Raw genomic sequence first — 22,596 nt, 5'->3', positions numbered from 1 at the left:
TTCGTCGAAGCGGGCCTGGCGGTGACCAGCGGACTGGCGGCAGGCATCGACGCGGCCGCTCACCAGGCCACGCTGGACGCCGGGGGCTGCACCGTGGCGGTGATCGGCACCGGCCCGGACCGGGCTTACCCGGACAGCCACGCCAGGCTGCAGGCCCGGATCGCCACCGAAGGCGCGGTGCTCAGCGAGTACCTGCCGGGCACACCGGCACGCCCCGGTCACTTTCCAGCCCGCAACCGCCTGGTGGCCGGGCTGGCGCTGGCGACGGTGGTGGTCGAGGCCGCCCAGCGCTCCGGCGCATTGATCACCGCACGCCTGGCCGCCGAGGCCGGCCGCGAGGTCTGTGCCCTGCCCGGTTCGGTACTCAACCCACGCGCCGCGGGCTGCCACCGGTTGATCCGCGAGGGTGCCGCACTGGTCGAGCGCCCGGAGGAGGTCCTTGAACTGCTGGCGCCCGCCCTTCGCCAGCAGCTGCCGGGCTTGCAATCACGGCTCGCCACCCCCACTGAACAGGCACCGCCGGCACTCCTGCCGGCGCGCTGGGCCGACGACCCTGACTACCAGTGCTTGTGGCGGGCCCTGGACCACAACCCAAGCGGTATGGATTCACTGATCACGCGCTGTGGATTGACGGCGCCCCAGGTGTCCTCCATGCTGCTGGCCATGGAACTGGCGGGAATCGTGGTGTGCGTACACGGCCGCTACTGTCGAACTCCCTAGTTTCTTCACCTCCACAGCGTCGCGCGACGCAGGCCGAGGGGCAATGAAAGAGAGCATCCTGGACGTACTGCTGTACCTGTTTGAACACTATTTCAGCGAAGATGCGGACCTGATCCGTGACCGCGATTCGCTTCAGAACGGCCTGATCCAGGCCGGTTTCAGCCCAACCGAGATCAACAAGGCATTCGACTGGCTCGATGCCCTGGCCGCGCAGCGGCCGAGCGTGGCCCAGGCACGGGTCGATGGCCCCGTGCGCGTCTACCACGGCCCCGAGCTGGACAAGCTGGACGTGGAATGCCGTGGTTTCCTGCTGTATCTGGAACAGCACGGCATCCTCGACGCCGACCAGCGCGAGCTGGTGCTGGACCGGGCCATGGCCCTGGACCAGGACGAACTGGACCTGGACGACCTGAAGTGGGTCGTGCTGATGGTGCTGTTCAACCAGCCCGGCTCCGAGGCGGCGTATGCCTGGATGGAGACGCAGATGTTCATGGACGAGCCAGAACCCCTGCACTGACCGTACACTTGGGGGCATAGCGCATTCAGGAGCGTCCCCGTGAGCGAGTGGTTCCATGCAGAAGGCAACCGGCAGCAGGGTCCGCTGCCGGCGGAACAGTTGGTCGAGTTGTTCCGCAACAACCAGATCTCCCTGGACACTCTGGTCTGGCGCGACGGCCTGCCGCAATGGCAGCCGTTGCGCACCGTGGTCGACGAACTCGGCCTGATCGTGCCGGCGCTGGACGCTGCCGCACCGCCGGTGGAACCCGAGCCCGATCCGGAACCGGTGGCACCGCCTCCGCCGCAGCCGCCGGTACTGCCGCCGTCCACGCCCTACACCACCAGTGCATCGGCCACCGCCCTGCCGGCGCCGAAGAAGAAGCTGTCCGGCTGCGCCCTGACCGCCATCATCGGCGGCGGCCTGCTGCTGGTGCTGGTCCCGATCGTGGCCATCCTGGCTGCCATCGCGCTGCCCGCCTACAACGACTACACCGTGCGCGCCAAGGTCGCCGGCGCAGTGACCGCGCTGCAGCCGTTGAAGGACCAGGTGCAGCATTTCGCCGATGACGAAGGCCGTTGCCCCGGTGCCAACGACGCCGGCTTCCCGGCCCCGGGTGACTTCGCCCATGCAGGGCTGTCGGCGGTGAACATCGGTCGCTTCAACAATGGCCACTGCGGCATCGAAGCCACCCTGGCGTTGCCCGGCAAGAGCCTTGATGGCGACCTGCTGTGGCTGGAATACGATCGCGACAGCGGCCGCTGGGAATGCAGTGGCGAAAGCAACGACAAGTACCTGCCGCCGACGTGCCGCGGCTGAACCACGCGCACGCCAGCACCTCCAAGGATGATTCAACAGGGAACATGCAATGACTGAGTGGTACTACGCCGAAGGACAGCAACGCCAGGGCCCGCTGCCGGTCCAGGAGATCCGCCAGCGCTTCCAGCGCGGCCAGCTGAACCTGGACACCCTGGTCTGGCGCGAAGGCATGGCGCAGTGGGCTGCGCTGCGCCAGGTGGTCGACGAACTGGGACTGCAGACACTGGCCGACGCCAGCACGGCCACCGGCAGTGGCGGCTTCGACCTGCGTGGCGACTATGCCGCGATCGACAACGGTACGGCGCCACTGCCTGGCACCGGCGCCCTCAGCAGTTCGCCCTACAGCGCCCCTGCGGCGCTCGGCGGCGGCGGCCATGCCCAGCCGGTGATGGGCGGCGAAGTGGTCTACGCGGGCTTCTGGAAGCGCGTGGCGGCCTACATGATCGACTACTTCGTGCTGGCCATCCCCGGCGGCATCATCGGCGCCATCCTCGGTGTGGCGCTTGGTGCCAGCATGGGTGCGGTGGGCAGCGGCGAATCGGCCATCGAAATCGTGGCCCAGCTGGCCAGTGCCCTGATCAACCTGGCCATCGGCATGGCGTACTACACCTGGTTCCATGCCTCGCAGGGCGGTGCCACGCTGGGCAAGATGGCGGTCGGCATCAAGGTCGTGCGCAGCAATGGCGAGCGCCTGACCAAGGCCCGCGCATTTGGTCGCTACTGGGCCGCGGTGCTCAGCACCTTCACCCTCGGCATCGGTTTCCTGATGGCCGCCTTCACCGAGCGCAAGCAGGGCCTGCACGACATGATCTGCGACACCCTGGTGGTCGACCGCTGGGCCTACACCGACCAGCCGCAGCTGCAGCGCCGGGAGCTGGGCACGGTGACCGTGCTGGTGCTCGTACTGACCGGCCTGCTGTCGCTGGTGGGCCTGGCGCTCATGGTGTTCGCGGTTGGCTTCATCGCCAAGATGGCCTCATGAACGGCCATCCTCACGCCTGGCTGCTTGACATGGGCTGGCCGGGCGTGATTCCTCTAATAAGGTGAAACCTGAACGCCCGGCACATTACCGGGCGTTCAGTTTATGGATTTGCCCGTGGCCGCTTCACTAATGCGGCCGTTTGCTCCACCCTAGCGGCCCCTCTCCCCCGGTCCGCCCACAGACCTTTCCTGACATGCCCAAGCACCTGCTCATCGTCGAATCGCCGGCCAAGGCCAAGACGATCAACAAATACCTCGGCAAGGACTACACGGTCCTGGCCTCGTATGGGCACGTGCGCGACCTGATCCCGAAGGAAGGCGCAGTCGACCCGGACAACGGGTTCGCCATGCACTACGACGTGATCGACAAGAACGAAAAGCATGTCGATGCGATCGCCAAGGCCGCCAAGGGCGCCGACGACATCCTGCTGGCGACCGACCCGGATCGCGAGGGTGAAGCGATCAGCTGGCACATCGCCGAGATCCTGAAGGAACGCGGGCTGGTCAAGGACAAGCCGATGCAGCGCGTGGTGTTCACCGAGATCACCCCGCGCGCCATCAAGGAAGCGATCAGCCAGCCGCGCGCGATCGCCAGCGACCTGGTTGACGCCCAGCAGGCGCGCCGCGCGCTGGATTACCTGGTCGGTTTCAACCTGTCGCCGGTGCTGTGGCGCAAGGTCCAGCGCGGCCTGTCCGCCGGCCGCGTGCAGAGCCCGGCGCTGCGCATGATCGTCGAGCGCGAGGAAGAGATCGAAGCCTTCATCGCCCGCGAATACTGGTCGATCGCCGCCGAGTGCGCGCACCCGTCGCAGCACTTCAACGCCAAGCTGATCAAGCTGGACGGGCAGAAGTTCGAACAGTTCACCATCACCGACGGCGACACCGCCGAGGCCGCCCGCCTGCGCATCCAGCAGGCCGCGCAGGGCTCGTTGCATGTCACCGATGTGGCCAGCAAGGAGCGCAAGCGCCGCCCGGCGCCGCCGTTCACCACCTCCACCCTGCAGCAGGAAGCCTCGCGCAAGCTCGGCTTCACCACCCGCAAGACCATGCAGGTGGCGCAGAAGCTGTATGAAGGCGTGGCGATCGGTGACGAAGGCACCGTCGGCCTGATCTCGTACATGCGTACCGACTCGGTGAACCTGTCGCAGGACGCGCTGGCCGAGATCCGCGACGTGATCGCCCGCGACTACGGCATCGCCTCGCTGCCGGACCAGCCGAACACCTACCAGACCAAGTCGAAGAACGCCCAGGAAGCGCACGAAGCGGTGCGCCCGACCTCGGCGCTGCGCACGCCTGCGCAGGTGGCGCGCTACCTGACCGATGACGAGCGCAAGCTGTACGAGCTGATCTGGAAGCGTGCGGTGGCCTGCCAGATGATTCCGGCCACCCTCAACACCGTCAGCGTCGATCTGTCCGCCGGCAGCGAACACGTGTTCCGCGCCAGCGGCACCACCGTGGTGGTGCCCGGCTTCCTGGCCGTGTACGAAGAAGGCAAGGACAACAAGAGCGCCGAGGACGAGGACGAAGGCCGCAAGCTGCCGGCGATGAAGCCCGGCGACCGCGTGCCGCTGGAACGCATCCAGGCCGAACAGCATTTCACCCAGCCGCCGCCGCGCTACACCGAAGCGGCGCTGGTGAAGGCGCTGGAAGAGTACGGCATCGGCCGTCCCTCGACCTACGCCTCGATCATCCAGACCCTGCTGTTCCGCAAGTACGTGGAAATGGAAGGCCGCAGCTTCCGCCCATCCGATGTGGGCCGCGCGGTGTCCAAGTTCCTGTCCAGCCACTTCACCCGGTACGTGGACTACGACTTCACCGCCAAGCTGGAAGACGAGCTCGACGCCGTCTCGCGTGGCGAAGAAGAGTGGATCCCGCTGATGGCCCGCTTCTGGGAGCCGTTCAAGGAGCTGGTGGAAGACAAGAAGGAATCGGTCGACCGTGCCGAGGCCAGTGGCGCGCGCGAGCTCGGCACCGACCCGAAGACCGGCAAGCCGGTCAGCGTGCGCCTGGGCCGCTTCGGGCCCTATGCGGCCATCGGCAGCACCGCCGAGGACGCCGAGGAGAAGCCGAAGTTCGCCTCGCTGCGCCCCGGCCAGTCGATGCACACCATCTCCCTGGAAGACGCGCTGGAACTGTTCCTGATGCCGCGCGCGCTGGGTGAGGACAAGGGCGAGCCGGTCAGCGTCGGCATCGGTCGCTTCGGTCCGTTCGCCAAGCGCGGCAGCACCTATGCCTCGCTGAAGAAGGAAGACGACCCGTACACCATCGACCTGGCCCGCGCCGTGTTCCTGATCGAAGAGAAGGAAGAGATCGCGCGTAACCGGATCATCAAGGAGTTCGAGGGCAGCGACATCCAGGTGCTGAACGGCCGTTTCGGCCCGTATATCAGCGACGGCAAGATGAACGGCAAGATCCCCAAGGATCGCGAACCGGCCTCGCTGACCCTGACCGAAGTGCAGCAGCTGATGGAAGAAACCGGCAAGCCGGTGCGCAAGGGCTTCGGCGCCAAGAAGGCTGCCGCGAAGAAGGCCCCGGCAAAGAAGGCCGCGGTGAAGAAGGAAGCGGCGCCGAAGAAGGCCGCTGCAAAGAAAGCGCCTGCCAAGAAGGCCCCGGCAAAGAAAGCGGTGAAGAAGGCTGCCGCGAAGAAAGCCCCGGCGAAGAAGGCCGCTGCAAAGAAGTAGATCCACGCCATGCGTGGATGAGGGGGGCGGACCAACGGTCCGCACCCACCATCAGCAGTCAGTACCTACCGCTGATGCCGGCCAGCGGCCGGCACTACCGGGTGCCAGGGTCCACCCCTTCTGCACGCGGCAGGGGGATAATGAAGGCCCACGCCGGGCCGGTCGCCGCCATGAAAGAACTCACCCTGGACTCTGCTGTCGCCACGCTCCGCGCGGGCGGCGTGATCGCCTACCCGACCGAAGCGGTCTGGGGCCTGGGCTGTGATCCCTCGCACGAAGCTGCGGTGCACATGGTGCTGCGGCTGAAGCAGCGCCCGATCGAGAAAGGCATGATCCTGGTCGCGGCCGAACTGGCGCAGCTGGAAGGCTGGGTGCGGCTGCAGGCGCTGCCCGACGCCCGCCAGCGCGCGGTGCTGGCCAGCTGGCCCGGTGCCAACACCTGGATCCTGCCTGCCGGCCCGCGCGCGCAGCCCTGGGTCACCGGCGAACACAGCGGTATCGCGGTGCGCATCAGCGCGCACCCGCTGGTGGCCGAACTCTGCCGCGCCTGGGGCGGCCCGCTGGTCTCCACCAGCGCCAACCTGGCCGGCGAACCACCGGCACGCAGCCGCGAAGAACTGGACCCGCGCCTGCTGCGCCTGCTCGACGGCATCCTCGATGGGCAGACCGGCGGCCTGGCCCAGCCCACCCCGATCCGCGACGCGCTCAGCGGCAACGTGCTGCGCTCCTGAGCCGGCGATTGCGCTGCTGCGGACAATCACGCACCCTGCCGCCATGACCCTGCTGCGCGCCACCTTGAGCCTGTGCCTGCTGCTGCCGTGGACGGCACCCGCGGCCGAGGACGTGCGTGTCTACCGCTGCGTTGCCAGCAACGGTGCCGTCGCCCTGCAGGACAGGCCGTGCAACAGCGGCCGCCAGCAGGTGCGCGACCTGCAGCGCCCGCGCGATCCCGCTCCACGGGTGGTGCGCAGTGATGCCACGCCTCCGCCGCCCAGCGAAACCCCGGTCATCCGCGAGCGCGAAGTCCGCCACGTCTACATCCAGCCGCCGCAGCCGATGTACGAGTGCGTGAGCGAGGACGGACGGCGCTATACCAGCGACAACAACGAAGGCAATCCGCGCTGGGTGCCGCTGTGGACCAGTGTCTGGCTGCCGCACGGCCATCGTGGTCCAGCCTATCCCGGACCACGCCCGGCCATCGGCACGCCGATCGGCGAAGGCACGGGTTATCGCCGCCCCTCGATCGGCATGGACGTGCAGGTGCCGGCCGGCAGCGTGCTGGTCCGCGACAGCTGCCATGCGTTGCCACCACAGGAAGTCTGCGCACGGCTGAGTGACCGCCGCTGGGAGCTGGATCGCCGTTACAACAGCGCGCTGCAGAGTGAACGCACCGCCATCAGCAACGAACAGCGCGGTATCGATGCGCGCCTGTCGCGCGATTGCGAACGCTGAGCGCAGCACGCCGTCGCAGCCTGTACGCTGTGCGCATGAACCGAGTGATCTGGCTGCTCCTGGTGCTGCTGCCCGGAAGCGCGTTGGCCGAAGAGGGCGTGATCTACCGCTGTACCTCCAGCAGCAGTGACGTCCCTACCCTGCAGCGCACGCCGTGCGCCACCGGCAGCAAGCAGCAGGTGCTGCGCATCCCCGACCCGGCCAACTCGCAGCCGGCCGCCGCTGCGCCTGTAGCCGCCGAACCTGCATCCGTGCCCGTTGAAACACCCGCGCCGGTGCCGTCCGGACCGGCCGTTGCCCCTGCGGCCCCAGCAAAACCACGACGCGCGGACGAAGGACGCACGATCATGGAAGCAGGCATGGTCGAACACGCAGGAGACGACCAGATCCTCGACAGCGCGACGCTGCGCCGCGATGCCCAGGCCCGCGCCGCGGCAGGTGACGGTCCACCGAAGCCGCCGCTTCCTCCGATCTTCCAGTGCACCGACAGCCAGGGCGGCGGCTACCTGTACGAGTACGAAGCCGCGCCCGGCCGCTGCGAGCTGATGACGGTACAGGGCCTTGGCGGAGTGACGCCGGTGAATGCCGCCAGCTGTGAAGTGGTGCGCGACCACTGCGAAGCGCTTCCCGAAGCGCAGCGCTGCGGTGGTTGGCAGCAGCGCTTCCGCGATGCCCGCGGCCGTGAGCGCTTCGCCGCGCCGGAGAACCGCGATACCGCGCGCGGTGAACGCGAGCGGCTGCAGGGTGTGCTGGAGGCCAGCAACTGCCCGGTACCGGGGTAACGGCCACCCGGTAGTGCCGGCCGCTGGCCGGCAACCACAGGATCTTCAGATGAGTGCAGTTGCCGGCCAGCGGCCAGCACTACCTGCTGAAAGATCAGAACCCGTAGCGCAGGAAACCGCCGTCCACCGCGATGCACTCGCCGGTCACATAGCTGGCCGCAGGCAGGCACAGGAAGCCCACGGCTGCGGCCACTTCCTCCGGTTCACCAATGCGGCGCATTGGCGTGCGGTTGATCACTTCCTCGTAGTAGTCCGGGTCCGCCAACGGACCGGACGTGCGCCGCGTGCGGATGTACCACGGCGCCACCGCGTTGACCCGGATGCCATCCTCGGCCCACTCGACGGCCAGGTTGCGGGTCATCTGATGCATTGCCGCCTTGGTCATGCCGTAGACCACCCCGCTGCGCACATGGGTCAGGCCGGACACGCTGCCAACGTTGACGATGGATGACGACGCGTGGCGTGCCAGCAACGGATGTGCATAGCGCGACAGCTCGAAGGCCGAGAACAGGTTGGTCTCGAAGATCTTCCGCCATTCGTCCTCGGAATACTCCGTGGCCGCCTTGGTGACGTTGCCGCCGGCGTTGTTGACCAGGATGTGCAGGCCATCGCTATGGTCCTCCACCCAGTCCAGGATCTGGCGGCGGTCCTCGTCGTCGGAGACATCGGCGGCCAGCGCATGCACCTGCATCTGCGGATACACGTCCAGCAGTTCGTCGCGCGCGGTCTCCAGCATGTCGATATCACGGCCGACGATCATCAGATCGGCGCCGAAGCCAGCCAGTTCATGCGCGATGGCCAGGCCGATGCCGGCGCTGGCGCCGGTGATCAGGGCGGTCTGGCCGTCCAGGCGCCACCGTTGCTGGGTCATGTGTTCTCCCGGGCCGCGCCCGCTGTGTTTCGATGCGGCAAGGATACGCGCTCACGGCCGCCCCCTGCCGAGGATGCGACACTGCCCGCACGCCCATCACGGAGTGCCGCCATGCGCATCCTGATCCTGTCCACGTCCCTGCTGGCCACCGCGCTGCTGGCGGGCTGCCAGCGCCCACCGGCGCCGAACCCGGAAAAGCCACCGGTGCCCCGGGCGATGTCGCGCGCAATCAACGAACCGCTGGACCGCGCCAAGGGCGTGCAGAAGACCGTGGACGATGCCGCCGCGCGTGAGCGCAAGGCCGAGGCCGACGCGACGCAGTAACCCCGCAGACGAAAACGCCCGGCCGAGGCCGGGCGCTTCCAGTAGATCCACGCCGTGTGTGGATGGCTTCCGATCAGAACCCGCAGAAGCAGTACGCCAGCGCCTTCACCGGCGTGCCGTTGCCCTTCTCGCGGGCCGCGTTCTCGACAAAGCGCAGCTGCGTATCCACTTCCGGCATCGTGCGCGCCAGCACCATCCGCGCCATGCCCGAGTCGGACAGCATCCAGGCACCTGCACGGCTGCCGGCGAAACCGCTGACGAACTGCGCGAACGGCGTTGCCGCCTTCTCGATGTAACGCACGCGGTAGGCGTCAGCCTTGCCCAGCTTGGCGCGGCTGGCGGCATCGGCCACCGCATCCTTCAGGCCACCGAAGGCATCGACCAGGCCACGTTCCTTGGCCTGCGCACCGCTCCACACGCGTCCACGGGCCACTTCGTCGACGGCCTCGACCGGCTTCTTGCGGGCGTCGGCGACGCGACCGGTGAAGTCGGCGTAACCCTTGTTGATCACCGACTGGATGACCTGGCCCACGGCCGGATCCATCGGGCGGGTGACATCGAACGCACCGGCGAAACGGGTGGTGCCGACACCGTCGGTGTGCACGCCGATCTTGTCCAGCGCGCGGCTGAAGTTCGGCACCATGCCGAAGATGCCGATCGAACCGGTGATGGTCGACGGATCGGCATAGATGCGATCGGCATTCATGCTGATCCAGTAGCCACCGGAGGCGGCCAGGTCGCCCATCGACACCACCACCGGCTTGCCGGCGGCCTGCAGGGCCACCACTTCGCGGCGGATCTGCTCGGAGGCGAACACTTCACCACCCGGCGAATCCACGCGCAGCACCACGGCCTTCACGTTCTCGTCGTCACGCGCGGCACGCAGCAGCGCCGAGGTCGATTCGCCACCGATGCGGCCGGCCGGCAGGTCGCCACCGCTGATTTCGCCGGCGGCCACCACCACCGCCACCTGCGGACGCGAGTCCACCGGGTTGCGGCGCGCATCGAGCTGGCCCAGGTAGCTGCCGAAGTCGACGTTGCGGAAACCACCGTCGGCATCTTCGTCGGCCACGCCGCGCTCGATCATCAGATCCTCGAATTCCTCGCGGGTCTTCAGCGACGTCACCAGCTTCTGCTGCAGGGCGAACTTGGCCAGGTCACCACCGGCAGCGGCGATGCCTTCCGGCAGCGTGTCGATGCCGGCGGCCAGCTGTGCCGGATCCAGGCGACGGGCCTTGGCGATGTCGCCCAGGTAGCGCTGCCACACGTCGTTCATCCAGAACAGGTCGGCTTCCTTGGAGGCCGGCGAAGCGGCGTCGAGCACGTAGGGTTCGGCGGCGGACTTGTACTCGCCCACCTTGAACAGGTGCACGTCCACACCCAGCTTGTCCTGCAGGCCGGTGCGGAAGTACTGGCGATAGCGGCCCAGGCCCTCGAGCACCACCGACCCCATCGGGTCCAGGTAGACCTCGTCGGCCTGTGCGGCCAGCAGGTACTGCGACTGGCCCATGCTCTCGCTGTAGGCCACCAGCTGCTTGCCGGACGCACGCAGGTCCTGCAGTGCCGCGGCCACTTCACGCAGCGAAGCGAAGCCCGACGGCTGCAGCTTGTCCAGCTCCAGCACCACGCGCTCGATCTTCTTGTCTTCCTTGGCCGACTCGATCACCCGCAGCAGGTCGCGCAGCTGGATCTCTTCGGCACCGTTGTCGCCCACCGCCTTGGCCAGCGCGCGGCTGACCGGGTCAGCGCTGAACTGCTCGACCAGGCGGCCTTCCGGCGCGATCACCAGGGTAGTGCGGTCCTGCAGCGATTTGCTGGCACCGGCGCCCATGCCGGCGGCGATGACGAACATCACCAGCAGCAGGAACAGCAGGCCGAAGAACACCAGGTTGAGGATCAACCGGCGGGTGAAGTTCATGACGTCCCACAGCCCGATGAAGAAACTGGCGACGGGGTTGCGACGCGCCGGGGGCAGCGGGGGCACGGGTTGATTCATGGAACGCTCCGGATGGCTTCTTGCCGTGGTGCCAGCATAGCCGGTGCCGTGTGATGCGGCATCGGACACAAGTCAGGGGATCGCCCGCCATGGGTCGGCAGGGCGGGCGGGACGATCAGGACAACATCGATTGGCCGATGCGCAGGCTGCTGCGACGAAGGCGCCAGCCCATCAGGATGGCGGCGGCGGTCAGGCCGACGATCAGGCCGATCCACATGCCCTGCGGGCCCATGCCCAGGCCCAGGCCGAGCCCGGCGCCGAGCGGCATGCCCAGGCCCCAGTACGCGAACATGGCGATGAACATCGGCACGCGGGTGTCCTTCAGCCCGCGCAGCGCGCCGGCCGACAGCACCTGGATGCCATCCGGGAACTGGAAGGTGGCCGCGTACAGCAGCAGGGTGGAGGCCAGGCCGGCCACCGCCAGGTCGTTGGTGTAGACACCGACGATGGCATCGTGGCCGAACAGCAGCACCGCCGCCGACAGGGTCTGCGTGCCCATGATGATCGCGTAGCCGGCCCAGGCCGCGCGCCGCACGCCGAAGCCATCGCCACGGCCGACCGCATGGCCGACGCGCACGGTGGTGGCCTCGGCCACGCCCATCGGGATCATGAAGCACAGCTGGGCGACGTTGATCGCGATCTGGTGCGCGGCCGCTTCATTGGCACCAAGGCGGCCGATCAGCAGCGCGGTGACGATGAACAGGCCGCCCTCCATCAGCACGGTGATGCCGATCGGCAGGCCGGTGCGCAGCAGGTCCCAGATCGCCTTCCAGCGCGGTCCTTCGAAGTGCGAGAACAGCTGCAGGTGGGCGAAGCGCTTGGTGAACCACAGGTAGGTGGCGAAGGCGATCGCCTGCAGCCACATCATCACCGCCGAGGCGATGCCCAGGCCCTCGGCGCCCATTTCCGGGAAGCCGAGCTTGCCGTTGGCCAGCACGTAGCCCATCGGTGCCAGCACCAGCAGGCCACCGAAGCCGAGCAGCATGGTCGGCAGCGTCCAGTGCATGCCCTCGCTGAGATAGCGCATGCAGAAGTACAGGGTCAGCGCAGGTCCGCCCCAGCGCACCGCGTGCAGGAACGCGGTGGCCCCCGGCACGATGTCCGGCGCGATGCCGAACGCAGGCAGCAGCGGCGGCACCACGGTGAGGAAGGTGAACATGATCAGGCCCAGGCCCAGCGCCAGCCACAGTGCCTGGCGGAACAGCGGGCCGATCTCGCGCTCGCGGCCGGCGCCATGCAGCTGCGACACCGAGGCGGTGAGCGAGATCAGGGTGCCGATCGGGATCAGCATCGGCAGCCACAGCAGGGCGGTGCCGATGGTCACCGCGGCCAGGGTCGCCGTGGCGTGGTGGCCGGCAATGACGTTGTCGACGAAGGAGATCAGACCGGTGGACACATGCCCGAGCACAAGCGGCAGGGCGAGCAGACCGGTAGCGCCGACTTCCTTGCTGAAGCGCGGCGTGGAGGTTGCAGTAGACATAAGGTGCTTGACGCGAACTACGGTTGCGCGCGAAGGGCACAGGCACCGGGTTGCGGGCCGCCATCTTACGCGTGCAGCGCGCGCATTCCCATGACATGGCGTGAATGCTGGGTTCCGGCAGGCCCCGGCATCACGCGTTGCGATCACGTTACGAACAGAAAAAGGGGAAGGAGGGGATTAAGTCGTTTCAAGCCCGACTGTGCCGAATACGACTTAATCCCCTCCGTCCCCTTTTCTTTCTACTGCCCGGCCTGGCGCTTGAGCCAGGTATCGCGCTCGGCCGGCGGCACCGCGAGGAACGCGCCGCGGACCTTGTCGCGCTCCTGCGGTGGCGTGCGCTGTGCCACCAGGGTCAGTTGGGCCAGCTGCGCCGGGCTGAGCTGGCGCAGCACGGCCAGCGCGGCCTCGCGCTGTTCCGGCGGCACGAAGCCGAACAGGCCGTGCAGCTTGGGGAACTCCAGGCCCAGCTGCGGGCCCAGCCGCCAGCCTTCGCGGAAGGCCTGGTCCTGCGCCTGGAACTGCTGGCGCAGGCGCTGCTGCTGGTCGGCCGGCAACGCATTGAATCGCGCAGCGGCCTGACGGATCCGCTCACGCTCGCCCTCCGGCAATGCCCGCCATGCGGCGTAGTCGGCGCGGCGCTGGCGCTGCTGCTGGGCATCGAGCTGGGCGAACGCAGCGGGCGTCGTACCTGTGGTGGCCGGGGCCGCCGGTGAACTGCCCGGCACTGGCGGCGGCAGCGGCACGTTCAAAGTCTGCGGCGCGGCGGACAGCGACAACGGCAGGGCCAGCAGCAGGCTGGCGAATACGGTCTTATTCATCGGCAGCAGCGGTTTCCAGCGTGGCGCTGGCCGGCTCCGGCCGGCTCGGCTTGGATTGCGACTCGTCCACCGGCAGCGGGCCGCCCGCGGCGGTCCACGCATACAGATCGGCATCGGCCACCAGCGGATAGTCGCGGTCGGCCAGCATCGTGGCGTCGTCCGTCGCCTGCGCAGGGGTCGCGTCCGGCGTGGCATTGACCTTGCTCGGCGGCAGTGCTTCCACCGTGACGGGACCCGCCTCACCAACCACGCCTTCCGGCAGCGGTGCGTCGCTGCCGAACGAATGTCCCTGCCAATGGCGCCAGCCCAGCGCGGCGGCCAGCAGTACCACCACGGTTATCAGCAGGATCAACGGACCGCGCCAGCGCGGCTTGGCATTGGCGCGGCGGCGCTTGCCAGTGGCTGCAGCCCGCTCGTCGCGCTGCGGGGTGCGCCAGCTGGAGGTCGGCGCTTCACTGCTGTTCGTCGGTGCGGCCGGCTGTTGCAGCTGCTGCAGGCGTTTGACGGGCAGATCGCGGATGCGCAGCTGCACCTGTTCGGCCAGCTGGCGCCAGGCCGAGGCGTCGGGCTGGCCGTGCGCGTCACGCGGGCAGGCATCGGCCAGCAGCTGCTGGTAGCCGGCTTCGTCCTGGTCGAGCACGCGCGTGGCGATACCTTCATCCAGGCTGCCGCCCACCCGCAGCAACAGCGCCAGGCGCGGCAACGGTCCCATCTGGCCCAAGGCGGCAAGCGGCGGCTCCCACTGGCCGCCCACCGGCTCACGCAGCGCCTGGCGCTGGCCCAGCAGGGTCCAGAAGCGGGTTGGCCACTGCGCCATCGGCAGGTCACTGGCGACCGCCGCAAACGCGCGCATCACCGCCACCAGGGTCTGTTCGGCCCGGGCAGCATCGCCGCACTGCAGTTCAGCCACCACCAGGGCGCGGCGTTCAACACCTCGCAGGAACGCCGACAGCGCGCCGGCCGCGGTCGAGGAAACAGGGGCGGGCACAGCCGTCATCGATCACTCCAAAGGTCTGCCCGCATGATAGCGGCAGGCCATCGGCGCCCGTAGGACTTGCGCCCACAGGCACTTCGTGCTGCAGGTTGTGCACAGCACCACGCTGCCTGCGCAGGAAACTGTGGCATCCAGCTGAATTCACTCTGTTTCAGCATTGTTTCACACTTAAATCATTGATTTTGATGGATTTTAAAGTATGGCGATTTTTTGACCAACCCGAGCGTGAGGCCGTCGCCATCGGCCTCCTGCGCGCCCGCCGACCGGTAACGCACAGCGTTATCCACAGAACATGTGGATAAGACTGAATCTCCAATGGACACCGATATTTAGGTGACATTTATGATTCAACGGGCGCCGTCCCGCCGCCGCCCACCCCGCCATTCGCGCGCGCATGGCCCGGTACACTGGCCCGATGCTTTCACCGATTCCGACCCTGCAGGTCGCCCTGCCCGTCCCCCTGCCCCGCCTGTTCGACTACCTGTCGCCGGAGGGCGTGGCCCCCACGGCTGCGGTCGGCTGCCGCCTGAAGGTGCCGTTCGGCAACCGTGAGCTGGTCGGTGTGGTGGTGGGACACGGCCAGACCGACGACGGCCAGGGACTCCGCCAGGCGTTGGCCTGGTGCGACCCGCAGCCGCTGCTGCAGGGTGAGCTGTGGCAGAGCCTGCAGTGGCTGGCGCGCTACACCCACGCGCCGTTGGGCGAAGTACTCAGCACCGCCCTGCCCGGCCCGCTGCGCCACGGCGAGGCCCTGCCCGACACCCATCACTGGGGCTGGCAACTGACACCCGAAGGCCATGCCCAGCGCGGGAAGCTGCGCGCCGGCAGCCGCCCGCGGCAGCTGGCCGAACTGCTGGCCGAGGCCGTGGTGGATGAAGACGTACTGGGCGAACGCATGGAGGACTGGCGCACCGCCGCACGCAGTCTGGCCAAGCGTGCACTGGCCGAGCGCGTGGCGATGACGGTGGCACCGCAGCATGCGCAGCCGCTGCCCGGGCCCACGCTCAACCCGGACCAGGCCGCGGCCGTGACTGCGATCAACGCCGCCGACGGCTTCCAGCCTTTCCTGCTGGATGGCGTGACCGGCAGCGGCAAGACCGAGGTCTACCTGCAGGCGATCATCCATTGCCTGGCACAGGGCAGGCAGGCGCTGGTGCTGGTGCCGGAAATCGGCCTGACTCCGCAGACCCTGGCACGCTTCCGCGGCCGCCTCGGCATCGCCGTGCATGCGCTGCATTCGGGCTTGAACGATAACGAGCGCGCTCGCGTCTGGGCAGCCGCCTCACGTGGTGAAGCACGGGTCATTGTCGGCACCCGCTCGGCAGTGTTCACGCCGCTGCCGCAGGCCGGTCTGCTGATCATCGACGAGGAACATGACGGCAGCTACAAGCAGCAGGACGGCATCCGCTACCACGCGCGCGATTTCGCCCTGGTGCGCGCCAAGGCCTTGGGCATCCCGGTGCTGCTGGGCAGTGCCACGCCCTCGCTGGAAACCCTGCACAACGCCTACGCTGGGCGCTACACCCACCTGCGCCTGAAGCAGCGTGCCGGCGATGCACGGCCACCGCGCGTGCGCATCCTCGATGTGCGCAAACGGCCATTGCACGATGGCCTCTCGGCCGATGTTCTGGCCGGCATCGGCGAGCACCTGCAGCGTGGCCAGCAGGTGCTGGTGTTCAAGAACCGCCGTGGCTATGCGCCGGTGCTGCTGTGCCACGACTGCGGCTGGACCGCACCGTGCAACCGCTGCGATGCTCCGATGACCGTGCATGGTGGCGGCCGCCGGCTGCAGTGTCACCACTGCGGTGCGCGGCAACCGGCGCCGCTGGCATGCCCGGCCTGCGGCAGCCTGGCGCTGCAGCCACAGGGCATCGGTACCGAACGCCTGGAAGAGCACCTCACCGCCGCCTTCGCCGATTTTCCGGTGGTGCGCATCGACCGCGGCACCACCTCACGACGCGACGCACTGGAACAGCAGCTGGCGAGGCTGGGCGACCAACCCGGCATCCTGGTCGGCACGCAGATCCTGGCCAAGGGCCACGACCTGCCGAAGCTGACACTGGTGGTGGTGGTGGGCATCGACGAAGGTTTGTTCTCCGCGGACTTCCGCGCCAGCGAGAAACTGGCGCAGCAGCTGATTCAGGTCGCAGGACGCGCGGGACGTGCACGTGATCCTGGTGAGGTCTGGCTGCAGACCCACCACCCCGGGCATCCGTTGCTGGAAACCCTGGTGAGCGGTGGCTACCACCCGTTCGCGCAGGCCGAGTTGAACCAGCGCCAGGCCGCCGGATTCCCGCCGTTCGCGCATCTGGCACTGATGCGCGCCGAGGCACAGCAGGTCGAGCATGCCAATGCGTTCCTGCTGGCGGCGCGGCAGTTGCTGGGCGAACAGAACGTGGTCGAGGCCTATGGGCCCATGCCGGCGCCGATGCCGCGGCGTGCCGGTTACCAGCGCACGCAGCTGTTGCTGTCCGCGCTTCAGCGGCCACCGCTGCATGGCGTGCTGGCCCAGCTGGTGCCGCAGCTGTATGCGCTGCCGGAGGCACGCAAGGTGCGCTGGTCGCTGGATGTGGATCCGACGGATCTGTATTGAGGGCGCTGCCCAATGCTGCGTAGAGTCGAGCTTGCTCGACTGCCGTGCGCCAGAAACAGTCGAGCAAGCTCGACTCTACCGTCGGTCCGTATGGACCCGACGGATCTGTATTGAGGCAGACGAACGCTAGCGCCGGGCCATGCCCGGCGGTCCTCCGCATACCACGCTCGCCGGGCATGGCCCGGCGCTACCCCTCAGGTCAGCGGCGACATCACGCCGCGCTGGTAGGCCGGGCGTTCGCGCAGGCGGGCGTACCAGTCGGCCAGGTGCGGCAGTTCCGGGCGCTGGATGGGCAGTTCGAACCAGGCATAGATCAGCGAGCCCAGCGGGATGTCACCCATCGCGAACGTCTCGCCCGACAGCCACGGCTGTCTGGCCAACGTGGCATCGGCCATCGCCAGGTAGTCACCGGCACGCACGATGGCGGCATTGATGCGCGCTTCGTCGCGGTCAGCTGGGGCGGTGCGCATGATGCCCCAGATCAGGTCGGTGTACAGCGGCGCCATGCGCGAGGTGCTCCAGTCCATCCACTTCTCGGCCTGGGCGCGTTCCATCGGGTCTTCGGCGTACAGCGTGCCCAGCGCGTAGCGCGCACTCAGATAGCGCACGATGGCATTCGATTCCCACAGCGGCAGGCCATGGTCTTCGATCACCGGCACCAGGCTGTTGGGATTCATCGCCAGGTACTCCGGCGTCTGCGTGCCGCCGTGGCTGCCACCGACTTCGATGGATTCATACGGCAGGCCGATCTCCTCGGCGCACCACAGCACCTTGCGGACGTTGCTGGAATTGCGGCGGCCCCAGATCTTCAACATGCGGGTTTTTCCTTGCTGGCAATGCGAGCGGCAACGATACGCCTGATCGGAGTGGAGATGTGCGTGCCGGATGCGGGATCTGGCATCTGGGGCTTGCCGGCCAGCGGCCGGCACTACCGGTTCTTTTCCGGCCAGCGGCCGGCACTACCGGTTCTTTTCCGGCCAGCGGCCGGCATTACCGGTTCTTTTTTGGCAGCGCGCGCACGTAGGAGGACTTGCCGTCCTTCTTCAGCTCGAACAGCCCGATCGCTGCCAGCAGGTCACTGAGCTTGCCGTAACCGTAGTTGCGCGGGTCGAACGACGCCTGGTTGCCGATCTGGCTGCCGACCGGGCCAAGGTGCGACCAGCCATCCTCGCCCTCGGCCGAGGACACCGCACGGCGCAGCATCTTCACCAGCCGCGTATCGCTGCGCATTTCCGCACCGCTCTTGCGTGGCCGGGCATCGTCGTTGGCAACAGGCTCGTTCGATGCCTGTTCGCTGGACGCCTGTTCGGTATCCGGCACGCTGGCATGGGTCTGGCCCAGTGCTTCCAGATAGGTGAACTTCGAACACGCATTGACGAACGGTTCCGGCGTTTTCTTCTCGCCGAAGCCATAGACCTTCACGCCATCGGTCAGCAGGCGCATCACCATCGGGGTGAAGTCGGCATCGCTGGACACGATCGCGAAGCCATCCAGATTGCGCGCGTACAGCAGGTCCATGGCATCGATCACCATCGCCATGTCCGAGGCATTCTTGCCCTTGCTGTAGGCGAACTGCTGGATCGGGCGGATCGCATATTCGTGCAGCACGGCCTCCCAACCCTTCAACCGCGGGCTCTTCCAGTTGCCATAGGCGCGGCGCACGTTGGCCACACCGTAGCGGGCGACTTCGGCCAGGACCTCGTCGATCTTCGAGGCCGGCGCATTGTCGGCGTCGATCAACAGGGCGATGCGCTTTTCCGGTTCGCTCATGGGCTCCTCACGGGCGGTTGCCTGAACCCGAGTATCGCCGATCCATCCGGGCGCTGACGTGACAGGGCGCCATCGTGCGAAGATGCCAGGCGCTTCCCCCAATGCCCCCACTGGAGTGAGTCGATGAGTCGCGAGCGCGTTCCCCACCTGGTTGTTGTCGGCGGCGGTTTTGCCGGTCTCTGGGCCACCCGTGCCCTGGCCCGCGAGCGCATACGCATCACCCTGGTCGACCGCCGCAACCACCATCTGTTCCAGCCACTGCTGTACCAGGTGGCCACCGCCGGCCTGTCCGCGCCGGACATCGCCGCGCCGCTGCGCCACATCCTCGGCCACCAGCGCAATGTGGAAGTCCGCCTGGGCGAAGTGGTGACCATCGACAAGCAGGCCCGGCAGATCCGCATGGCCGATGGCAGCACGCTGGACTACGACAGCCTGCTGCTGGCTACCGGCGCCACCCACGCCTACTTCGGCAACGACCAATGGGCCGATGATGCGCCCGGGCTGAAGACGCTGGACGATGCCATCGCACTGCGCCGCAAGCTGCTGCTGGCGTTCGAGCGCGCCGAGGCCGAGCCGGACCCGGCGAAGAAAGCGGCGTGGTTGAGCTTTGCCGTGGTCGGCGGCGGCCCCACCGGTGTTGAACTGGCCGGTACCTTGGCCGAAATCGCGCGGCATACGCTGCGCAACGAGTTCCGCCATATCGATCCGGCCAGCGCCAAGGTGCGGCTGGTCGAAGCCGGCCCACGCGTGTTGTCTTCGTTCCCGGAAGTGCTTTCGCTGAAGGCACGGCGGCAACTGGAAAAACTGGGCGTGGAGGTGCTGACCGGTACCCCGGTGAGCGACATCGACAGCCAGGGCTTCAAGCTCGGTGATCAGTTCGTGCCGGCCCGCACTGTGGTGTGGGCCGCCGGTGTGGCCGCTTCACCGCTGGCGCGCACCCTGGATGTGCCGCTGGATCGCGCCGGCCGCGTGCAGGTGCAGCCGGACCTGACCCTGCCCGACCACCCCGAGCTGTTCGTGGCCGGCGATCTGGCCGCACTGAATCAAGCCAATGGCAAGCCGGTGCCCGGCGTCGCGCCCGCCGCCAAGCAGATGGGCAAGTACGTGGCCGAGGTGATCCGCGCGCGCTTGCATGGCAAGGCCGCACCGGGGCCGTTCAAGTACGCCGACTTCGGCAACCTGGCCACCATCGGCCGCATGGCCGCGATCGTTCACCTGGGCAGGCTGCAACTCTCGGGCATCCTCGCCTGGTGGTTCTGGCTGGCCGCACACGTGTTCTTCCTGATCGGCTTCCGCAACCGCATCGTGGTGCTGCTGAACTGGGCCGTGGCGTACTGGAGCTACCAGCGCAGCGCGCGCATCATCTTTGGTGATGACCAGGAAGACCGGCGACCCCGACGGTAGTGCCGGCCGCTGGCCGGCTGCTGCGCGGTCGGATCCCTTTCCGCAGGAAAGGGCTCTGACTCCGTCAACATCATCCACGCATGGCGTGGATCTACCGGTTCATCGGGCCACCCGCCCTTTCGACCAGGTGCGGCAGAAATCCTCCTTCCTCGCGGCATCGGCAATCTGCGCGGTACTCCAATGCCGGGTGATCCAGACTGTCAGTGCGGTGCTGCTGAGATGCCAGCGCAGCATGTCGTGCCTTGGCTGCCGCATCAGGTGGCGGCGTGCAACCCAGAACGCTTTGCGCTCGACATCAGTCGCCTTCTTCAACGCTTCAGGATCGAAGAACCGCGTCGTGAAGCTCCATGGATTCATCGGCTGGAATCCCGTGCGCTGCTCACTGTTGCACGCAGCCATACCACTGGGTGCGCGGTCCGCCGGCTTCGGCCGGCCTTCCACCAGCGCCAGCCCGAGCAGGTACAGCAGGCCAGGCAGCAGTGCGATGCCCGCGGCCAGCATGACGACGGAGATCCATGCTTTGCCGGCAGCACGCATCGCTCTACCGCGCCTTCGGCTTCGGATACCACAGCGCGTTGACGATGACCCAGCGCTGGTCGAAGCGCCCCATGTGGAAGTAGTCGACGAACCACGGCGTTTCCAGCCGTACCGAGGCCGCGTTGCCGGTCACGTCCAGCACCGTGCAGCGGCGGTCCCATTGATCCTTCGGCGTCTTCAGCGCGCCTTGCTTCGTCAGCGAGACCAGCTCCTCCTTCGACATGCGGCGCAGGCCCAAGCGTTCGTCGGGTGTATCGCCGAGGACCGCGCGCTTGGCCAGGTCCGGGTGCAGGGAGCGGGCGACGCGCTGCGGGTCGGCCTCCAGCTGGCCGTCGACGTAATCGTGGCAGGTGGCTTCAATGGCCGCGAGGGTGGCCGGATCGGCAGTGGGGCTCGTTGCTGCGGAGAGAGCGAACAGCAGGGCAATCGCGGACATCCGGGTCTCCAGCTCTGGGCGCGGGGTGATCATGGCATGGGCCAAGTGGCCCATCCACGCATGGCGTGGATCTACAGAAGCGTCTCGGCCGGTTCCTGCAGCCAGGCCAGCTTGCGTTCGCGCGGCTGCTGCTTGAGCTGCCACTCGGCCCGCGAGGCTGCGGCCCGGTCGGGGTACTCGCGTACGGCCAGCACGCGCAGCGGCGGCCGCGCCCGGGTGTAACGCGCGCCCTTGCCGGCCTGGTGGGCAGCGAAACGCGCATCCACGTCGGTGCTGATGCCGGCGTAATAGCTGCCATCGCGGCATTCGAGCAGGTACAGGAACCAGGGTCGGAGGGACGGGGCCATGCCCGGATTATGCCGTGCTGCACTGCAGCGGATATACTGGCGCCCGAATGCAGGAGAGAGGCGCCGCGCTGGCGCCCGCCGAAGGCGCAGGCTCCCATGATCGCTCAGGCCGGTGGGCTGGAATCCCACCAACCATGCATTCGACTCGCCGAGCTGGAGAGAGGTCACCGGGCACGCCCGGGACGATCCGCCGAAGGGGCACGCGGCCCATGCCGCTGAACTCTCAGGCAAAAGGACAGCGGGAGCGGCACCGGTCATCGTCATCCCGTCATTGCGCAGGCAGTGGCGATAGTGGCGCATGGCCGGCCCCACCGCGCCCGGAGCCTGTCCCATGCTGCTGTCCATCATCTACCTGATCGCCATTTCCGCCGAAGCCATGACCGGCGCGCTGTCCGCCGGCCGTCGCCGCATGGACCTGTTCGGGGTGGTCATGATCGCCTGCGTCACCGCCCTCGGGGGCGGTTCGCTGCGCGACATCCTGCTCGGCCACTACCCGCTGGGCTGGGTGAAGCATCCCGAGTACCTGGGCTTCACCGTGTGCGCGGCGCTGATCGCCACCTGGGTGGCGCGCTGGATGCACCACTTCCGCCGCACCTTCCTGGTGCTCGATGGCCTGGGCCTGATCGCGTTCACCCTGATCGGCTGCTCGATCGCGCGCGAGGCCGGCCATGCCATGCCGATCGTGCTGATCGCCGGCATGCTGACCGGCGCCTTCGGCGGCGTGCTGCGCGACATTCTCTGCAACGAGGTACCGCTGATCTTCCAGAAGGAGCTGTACGCGATCATCGCGCTGCTGACCGGCGCGGCCTACCTGTTGCTGCTGCACTGGGGCGTGGCCGACGCCACCGCGATCCTGTGCTGCCTCGGCGGCGGCTTCGCGCTGCGCCTGCTGGCGATCCACTACCGCTGGGAAATGCCGAAGTTCGTCTATCACGACGAAGTGCATTGATTGTTTGTCGGTAGTGTCGGCCGCTGGCCGGCAACACGGCACACGCCCGCAGATTCCGGCAGGTTGCCGGCCAGCGGCCGGCACTACCGAATGCGTTGCATGACCATGGTCATGCGGCATTGGCCGGGGTGATTGGCTACCATTGT

22 protein-coding genes and 2 riboswitches are annotated in these 22,596 nt (G+C 67.7%); of the genes, 12 read left to right on the top strand and 10 right to left on the bottom strand.

What is annotated here, in order from left to right:
* From QRO95_RS11960 to QRO95_RS11925, 8 genes are all read left to right on the top strand, one after another.
* Positions 1–720, top strand: a 720-nt coding sequence (locus QRO95_RS11960) for a DNA-processing protein DprA (RefSeq protein WP_285302638.1), incomplete at its 5' end; no start/stop codon positions are given.
* 43 nt (positions 721–763) lie between these two features.
* Positions 764–1,237, top strand: coding sequence for a DUF494 family protein (locus tag QRO95_RS11955; protein ID WP_005411195.1), 474 nt, complete (start codon positions 764–766; stop codon positions 1,235–1,237).
* Positions 1,238–1,276: 39 nt separating this feature from the next.
* Positions 1,277–2,035, top strand: a complete 759-nt coding sequence (locus tag QRO95_RS11950) for a pilin (RefSeq protein ID WP_049423390.1) — start codon at positions 1,277–1,279, stop codon at positions 2,033–2,035.
* Positions 2,036–2,084: 49 nt separating this feature from the next.
* Positions 2,085–3,017 carry an RDD family protein gene (locus tag QRO95_RS11945; RefSeq protein ID WP_049461963.1) on the top strand — a complete coding sequence of 311 codons (933 nt, stop codon included), beginning with the start codon at positions 2,085–2,087 and terminating at the stop codon, positions 3,015–3,017.
* Positions 3,018–3,210: 193 nt separating this feature from the next.
* Positions 3,211–5,697, top strand: coding sequence for a DNA topoisomerase I (locus QRO95_RS11940; protein ID WP_285302637.1), 2,487 nt, complete (start codon positions 3,211–3,213; stop codon positions 5,695–5,697).
* A 140-nt stretch (positions 5,698–5,837) separates the two neighbouring features.
* Complete coding sequence (locus QRO95_RS11935; RefSeq protein ID WP_019338925.1) at positions 5,838–6,428, top strand: Sua5/YciO/YrdC/YwlC family protein; 591 nt, start codon at positions 5,838–5,840, stop codon at positions 6,426–6,428.
* Positions 6,429–6,471: 43 nt separating this feature from the next.
* Entirely contained in the window at positions 6,472–7,149 is a 678-nt protein-coding gene (locus tag QRO95_RS11930) for a DUF4124 domain-containing protein (protein ID WP_049401000.1), read from the top strand.
* Between the two features lie 35 nt (positions 7,150–7,184).
* Positions 7,185–7,931 carry a hypothetical protein gene (locus QRO95_RS11925; RefSeq protein WP_285302636.1) on the top strand — a complete coding sequence of 249 codons (747 nt, stop codon included), beginning with the start codon at positions 7,185–7,187 and terminating at the stop codon, positions 7,929–7,931.
* Positions 7,932–8,025: 94 nt separating this feature from the next.
* On the opposite strand, the gene QRO95_RS11920 is transcribed toward QRO95_RS11925, so the two are convergent.
* Positions 8,026–8,802 (bottom strand): SDR family oxidoreductase, encoded by a 777-nt coding sequence (locus QRO95_RS11920; protein WP_010481164.1) that lies wholly within the window; start codon positions 8,800–8,802, stop codon positions 8,026–8,028.
* 111 nt (positions 8,803–8,913) lie between these two features.
* Between QRO95_RS11920 and QRO95_RS11915 the strand changes: the two genes are divergently transcribed.
* A complete protein-coding gene (locus tag QRO95_RS11915) occupies positions 8,914–9,126 on the top strand; it encodes a hypothetical protein (protein WP_049400999.1) in 213 nt (70 codons plus the stop codon).
* Positions 9,127–9,199: 73 nt separating this feature from the next.
* On the opposite strand, the gene sppA is transcribed toward QRO95_RS11915, so the two are convergent.
* The 4 genes from sppA to QRO95_RS11895 form a co-directional block, all read right to left on the bottom strand.
* On the bottom strand, positions 9,200–11,122 hold the full coding sequence (gene sppA, locus QRO95_RS11910; RefSeq protein ID WP_253143472.1) for a signal peptide peptidase SppA: 1,923 nt from the start codon (positions 11,120–11,122) through the stop codon (positions 9,200–9,202).
* 115 nt (positions 11,123–11,237) lie between these two features.
* Positions 11,238–12,602: an MATE family efflux transporter gene (locus QRO95_RS11905; RefSeq protein ID WP_032129679.1), complete on the bottom strand. Its 1,365-nt coding sequence runs from the start codon at positions 12,600–12,602 to the stop codon at positions 11,238–11,240.
* A 239-nt stretch (positions 12,603–12,841) separates the two neighbouring features.
* Positions 12,842–13,420 carry a DUF3106 domain-containing protein gene (locus tag QRO95_RS11900; RefSeq protein WP_049423404.1) on the bottom strand — a complete coding sequence of 193 codons (579 nt, stop codon included), beginning with the start codon at positions 13,418–13,420 and terminating at the stop codon, positions 12,842–12,844.
* Positions 13,413–14,417: a hypothetical protein gene (locus QRO95_RS11895; RefSeq protein ID WP_032129681.1), complete on the bottom strand. Its 1,005-nt coding sequence runs from the start codon at positions 14,415–14,417 to the stop codon at positions 13,413–13,415. Before QRO95_RS11895 ends, QRO95_RS11900 begins: the two co-directional genes overlap by 8 nt.
* 412 nt (positions 14,418–14,829) lie before the next feature.
* Here QRO95_RS11895 and QRO95_RS11890 point away from each other — a divergent pair, with 412 nt between their 5' ends.
* Positions 14,830–17,007, top strand: a complete 2,178-nt coding sequence (locus QRO95_RS11890; protein WP_285302635.1) for a primosomal protein N' — start codon at positions 14,830–14,832, stop codon at positions 17,005–17,007.
* Positions 17,008–17,201: 194 nt separating this feature from the next.
* Here QRO95_RS11890 and QRO95_RS11885 read toward each other — a convergent pair whose 3' ends face one another.
* Both QRO95_RS11885 and QRO95_RS11880 read right to left on the bottom strand, forming a co-directional pair.
* Complete coding sequence (locus tag QRO95_RS11885; protein WP_032129683.1) at positions 17,202–17,822, bottom strand: glutathione S-transferase family protein; 621 nt, start codon at positions 17,820–17,822, stop codon at positions 17,202–17,204.
* A 175-nt stretch (positions 17,823–17,997) separates the two neighbouring features.
* Positions 17,998–18,777 carry an NYN domain-containing protein gene (locus tag QRO95_RS11880; RefSeq protein ID WP_010481148.1) on the bottom strand — a complete coding sequence of 260 codons (780 nt, stop codon included), beginning with the start codon at positions 18,775–18,777 and terminating at the stop codon, positions 17,998–18,000.
* A 123-nt stretch (positions 18,778–18,900) separates the two neighbouring features.
* Between QRO95_RS11880 and QRO95_RS11875 the strand changes: the two genes are divergently transcribed.
* A complete protein-coding gene (locus QRO95_RS11875) occupies positions 18,901–20,181 on the top strand; it encodes an NAD(P)/FAD-dependent oxidoreductase (protein WP_285302634.1) in 1,281 nt (426 codons plus the stop codon).
* 99 nt (positions 20,182–20,280) lie between these two features.
* Here the strand turns inward: QRO95_RS11875 and QRO95_RS11870 are convergent, their stop codons facing one another.
* The 3 genes from QRO95_RS11870 to QRO95_RS11860 all read right to left on the bottom strand — a co-directional run bounded on the left by QRO95_RS11870 (position 20,281) and on the right by QRO95_RS11860 (position 21,501).
* Positions 20,281–20,718, bottom strand: coding sequence for a hypothetical protein (locus QRO95_RS11870; RefSeq protein WP_285302633.1), 438 nt, complete (start codon positions 20,716–20,718; stop codon positions 20,281–20,283).
* A gap of 4 nt (positions 20,719–20,722) precedes the next feature.
* A complete protein-coding gene (locus tag QRO95_RS11865) occupies positions 20,723–21,154 on the bottom strand; it encodes a nuclear transport factor 2 family protein (protein WP_285302632.1) in 432 nt (143 codons plus the stop codon).
* Positions 21,155–21,225: 71 nt separating this feature from the next.
* On the bottom strand, positions 21,226–21,501 hold the full coding sequence (locus QRO95_RS11860) for a GIY-YIG nuclease family protein (RefSeq protein ID WP_032129686.1): 276 nt from the start codon (positions 21,499–21,501) through the stop codon (positions 21,226–21,228).
* A 40-nt stretch (positions 21,502–21,541) separates the two neighbouring features.
* Positions 21,542–21,631: riboswitch (glycine riboswitch) on the top strand.
* 13 nt (positions 21,632–21,644) lie between these two features.
* Positions 21,645–21,748, top strand: a riboswitch (glycine riboswitch).
* Between the two features lie 84 nt (positions 21,749–21,832).
* Here QRO95_RS11860 and QRO95_RS11855 point away from each other — a divergent pair.
* Positions 21,833–22,450, top strand: a complete 618-nt coding sequence (locus tag QRO95_RS11855; RefSeq protein ID WP_005411215.1) for a trimeric intracellular cation channel family protein — start codon at positions 21,833–21,835, stop codon at positions 22,448–22,450.
* The last annotated feature ends 146 nt before the right edge of the window (positions 22,451–22,596 follow it).

The sequence above is a fragment of the Stenotrophomonas maltophilia group sp. Smal13 genome, from assembly GCF_030236855.1.
Lineage (GTDB): Bacteria > Pseudomonadota > Gammaproteobacteria > Xanthomonadales > Xanthomonadaceae > Stenotrophomonas > Stenotrophomonas maltophilia_A.
Note: the sequence above shows the minus strand (reverse complement) of the source record. Positions and strands in the feature narration are given on the sequence as shown.

Bases quoted from the DNA above. Each gene is read 5' to 3' on its own strand.
- QRO95_RS11895 (WP_032129681.1), bottom strand. From the start codon at position 14,417: ATGACGGCTGTGCCCGCCCCTGTTTCCTCGACCGCGGCCGGCGCGCTG.
- QRO95_RS11860 (WP_032129686.1), bottom strand. From the start codon at position 21,501: ATGGCCCCGTCCCTCCGACCCTGGTTCCTGTACCTGCTCGAATGCCGC.
- QRO95_RS11955 (WP_005411195.1), top strand. From the start codon at position 764: ATGAAAGAGAGCATCCTGGACGTACTGCTGTACCTGTTTGAACACTAT.
- QRO95_RS11925 (WP_285302636.1), top strand. From the start codon at position 7,185: ATGAACCGAGTGATCTGGCTGCTCCTGGTGCTGCTGCCCGGAAGCGCG.
- QRO95_RS11890 (WP_285302635.1), top strand. From the start codon at position 14,830: ATGCTTTCACCGATTCCGACCCTGCAGGTCGCCCTGCCCGTCCCCCTG.
- QRO95_RS11920 (WP_010481164.1), bottom strand. From the start codon at position 8,802: ATGACCCAGCAACGGTGGCGCCTGGACGGCCAGACCGCCCTGATCACC.
- QRO95_RS11865 (WP_285302632.1), bottom strand. From the start codon at position 21,154: ATGTCCGCGATTGCCCTGCTGTTCGCTCTCTCCGCAGCAACGAGCCCC.
- QRO95_RS11880 (WP_010481148.1), bottom strand. From the start codon at position 18,777: ATGAGCGAACCGGAAAAGCGCATCGCCCTGTTGATCGACGCCGACAAT.
- QRO95_RS11915 (WP_049400999.1), top strand. From the start codon at position 8,914: ATGCGCATCCTGATCCTGTCCACGTCCCTGCTGGCCACCGCGCTGCTG.
- QRO95_RS11885 (WP_032129683.1), bottom strand. From the start codon at position 17,822: ATGTTGAAGATCTGGGGCCGCCGCAATTCCAGCAACGTCCGCAAGGTG.
- QRO95_RS11870 (WP_285302633.1), bottom strand. From the start codon at position 20,718: ATGCGTGCTGCCGGCAAAGCATGGATCTCCGTCGTCATGCTGGCCGCG.
- QRO95_RS11930 (WP_049401000.1), top strand. From the start codon at position 6,472: ATGACCCTGCTGCGCGCCACCTTGAGCCTGTGCCTGCTGCTGCCGTGG.
- QRO95_RS11935 (WP_019338925.1), top strand. From the start codon at position 5,838: ATGAAGGCCCACGCCGGGCCGGTCGCCGCCATGAAAGAACTCACCCTG.
- QRO95_RS11855 (WP_005411215.1), top strand. From the start codon at position 21,833: ATGCTGCTGTCCATCATCTACCTGATCGCCATTTCCGCCGAAGCCATG.
- QRO95_RS11945 (WP_049461963.1), top strand. From the start codon at position 2,085: ATGACTGAGTGGTACTACGCCGAAGGACAGCAACGCCAGGGCCCGCTG.
- QRO95_RS11900 (WP_049423404.1), bottom strand. From the start codon at position 13,420: ATGAATAAGACCGTATTCGCCAGCCTGCTGCTGGCCCTGCCGTTGTCG.
- QRO95_RS11905 (WP_032129679.1), bottom strand. From the start codon at position 12,602: ATGTCTACTGCAACCTCCACGCCGCGCTTCAGCAAGGAAGTCGGCGCT.
- QRO95_RS11875 (WP_285302634.1), top strand. From the start codon at position 18,901: ATGAGTCGCGAGCGCGTTCCCCACCTGGTTGTTGTCGGCGGCGGTTTT.
- QRO95_RS11940 (WP_285302637.1), top strand. From the start codon at position 3,211: ATGCCCAAGCACCTGCTCATCGTCGAATCGCCGGCCAAGGCCAAGACG.
- sppA (WP_253143472.1), bottom strand. From the start codon at position 11,122: ATGAATCAACCCGTGCCCCCGCTGCCCCCGGCGCGTCGCAACCCCGTC.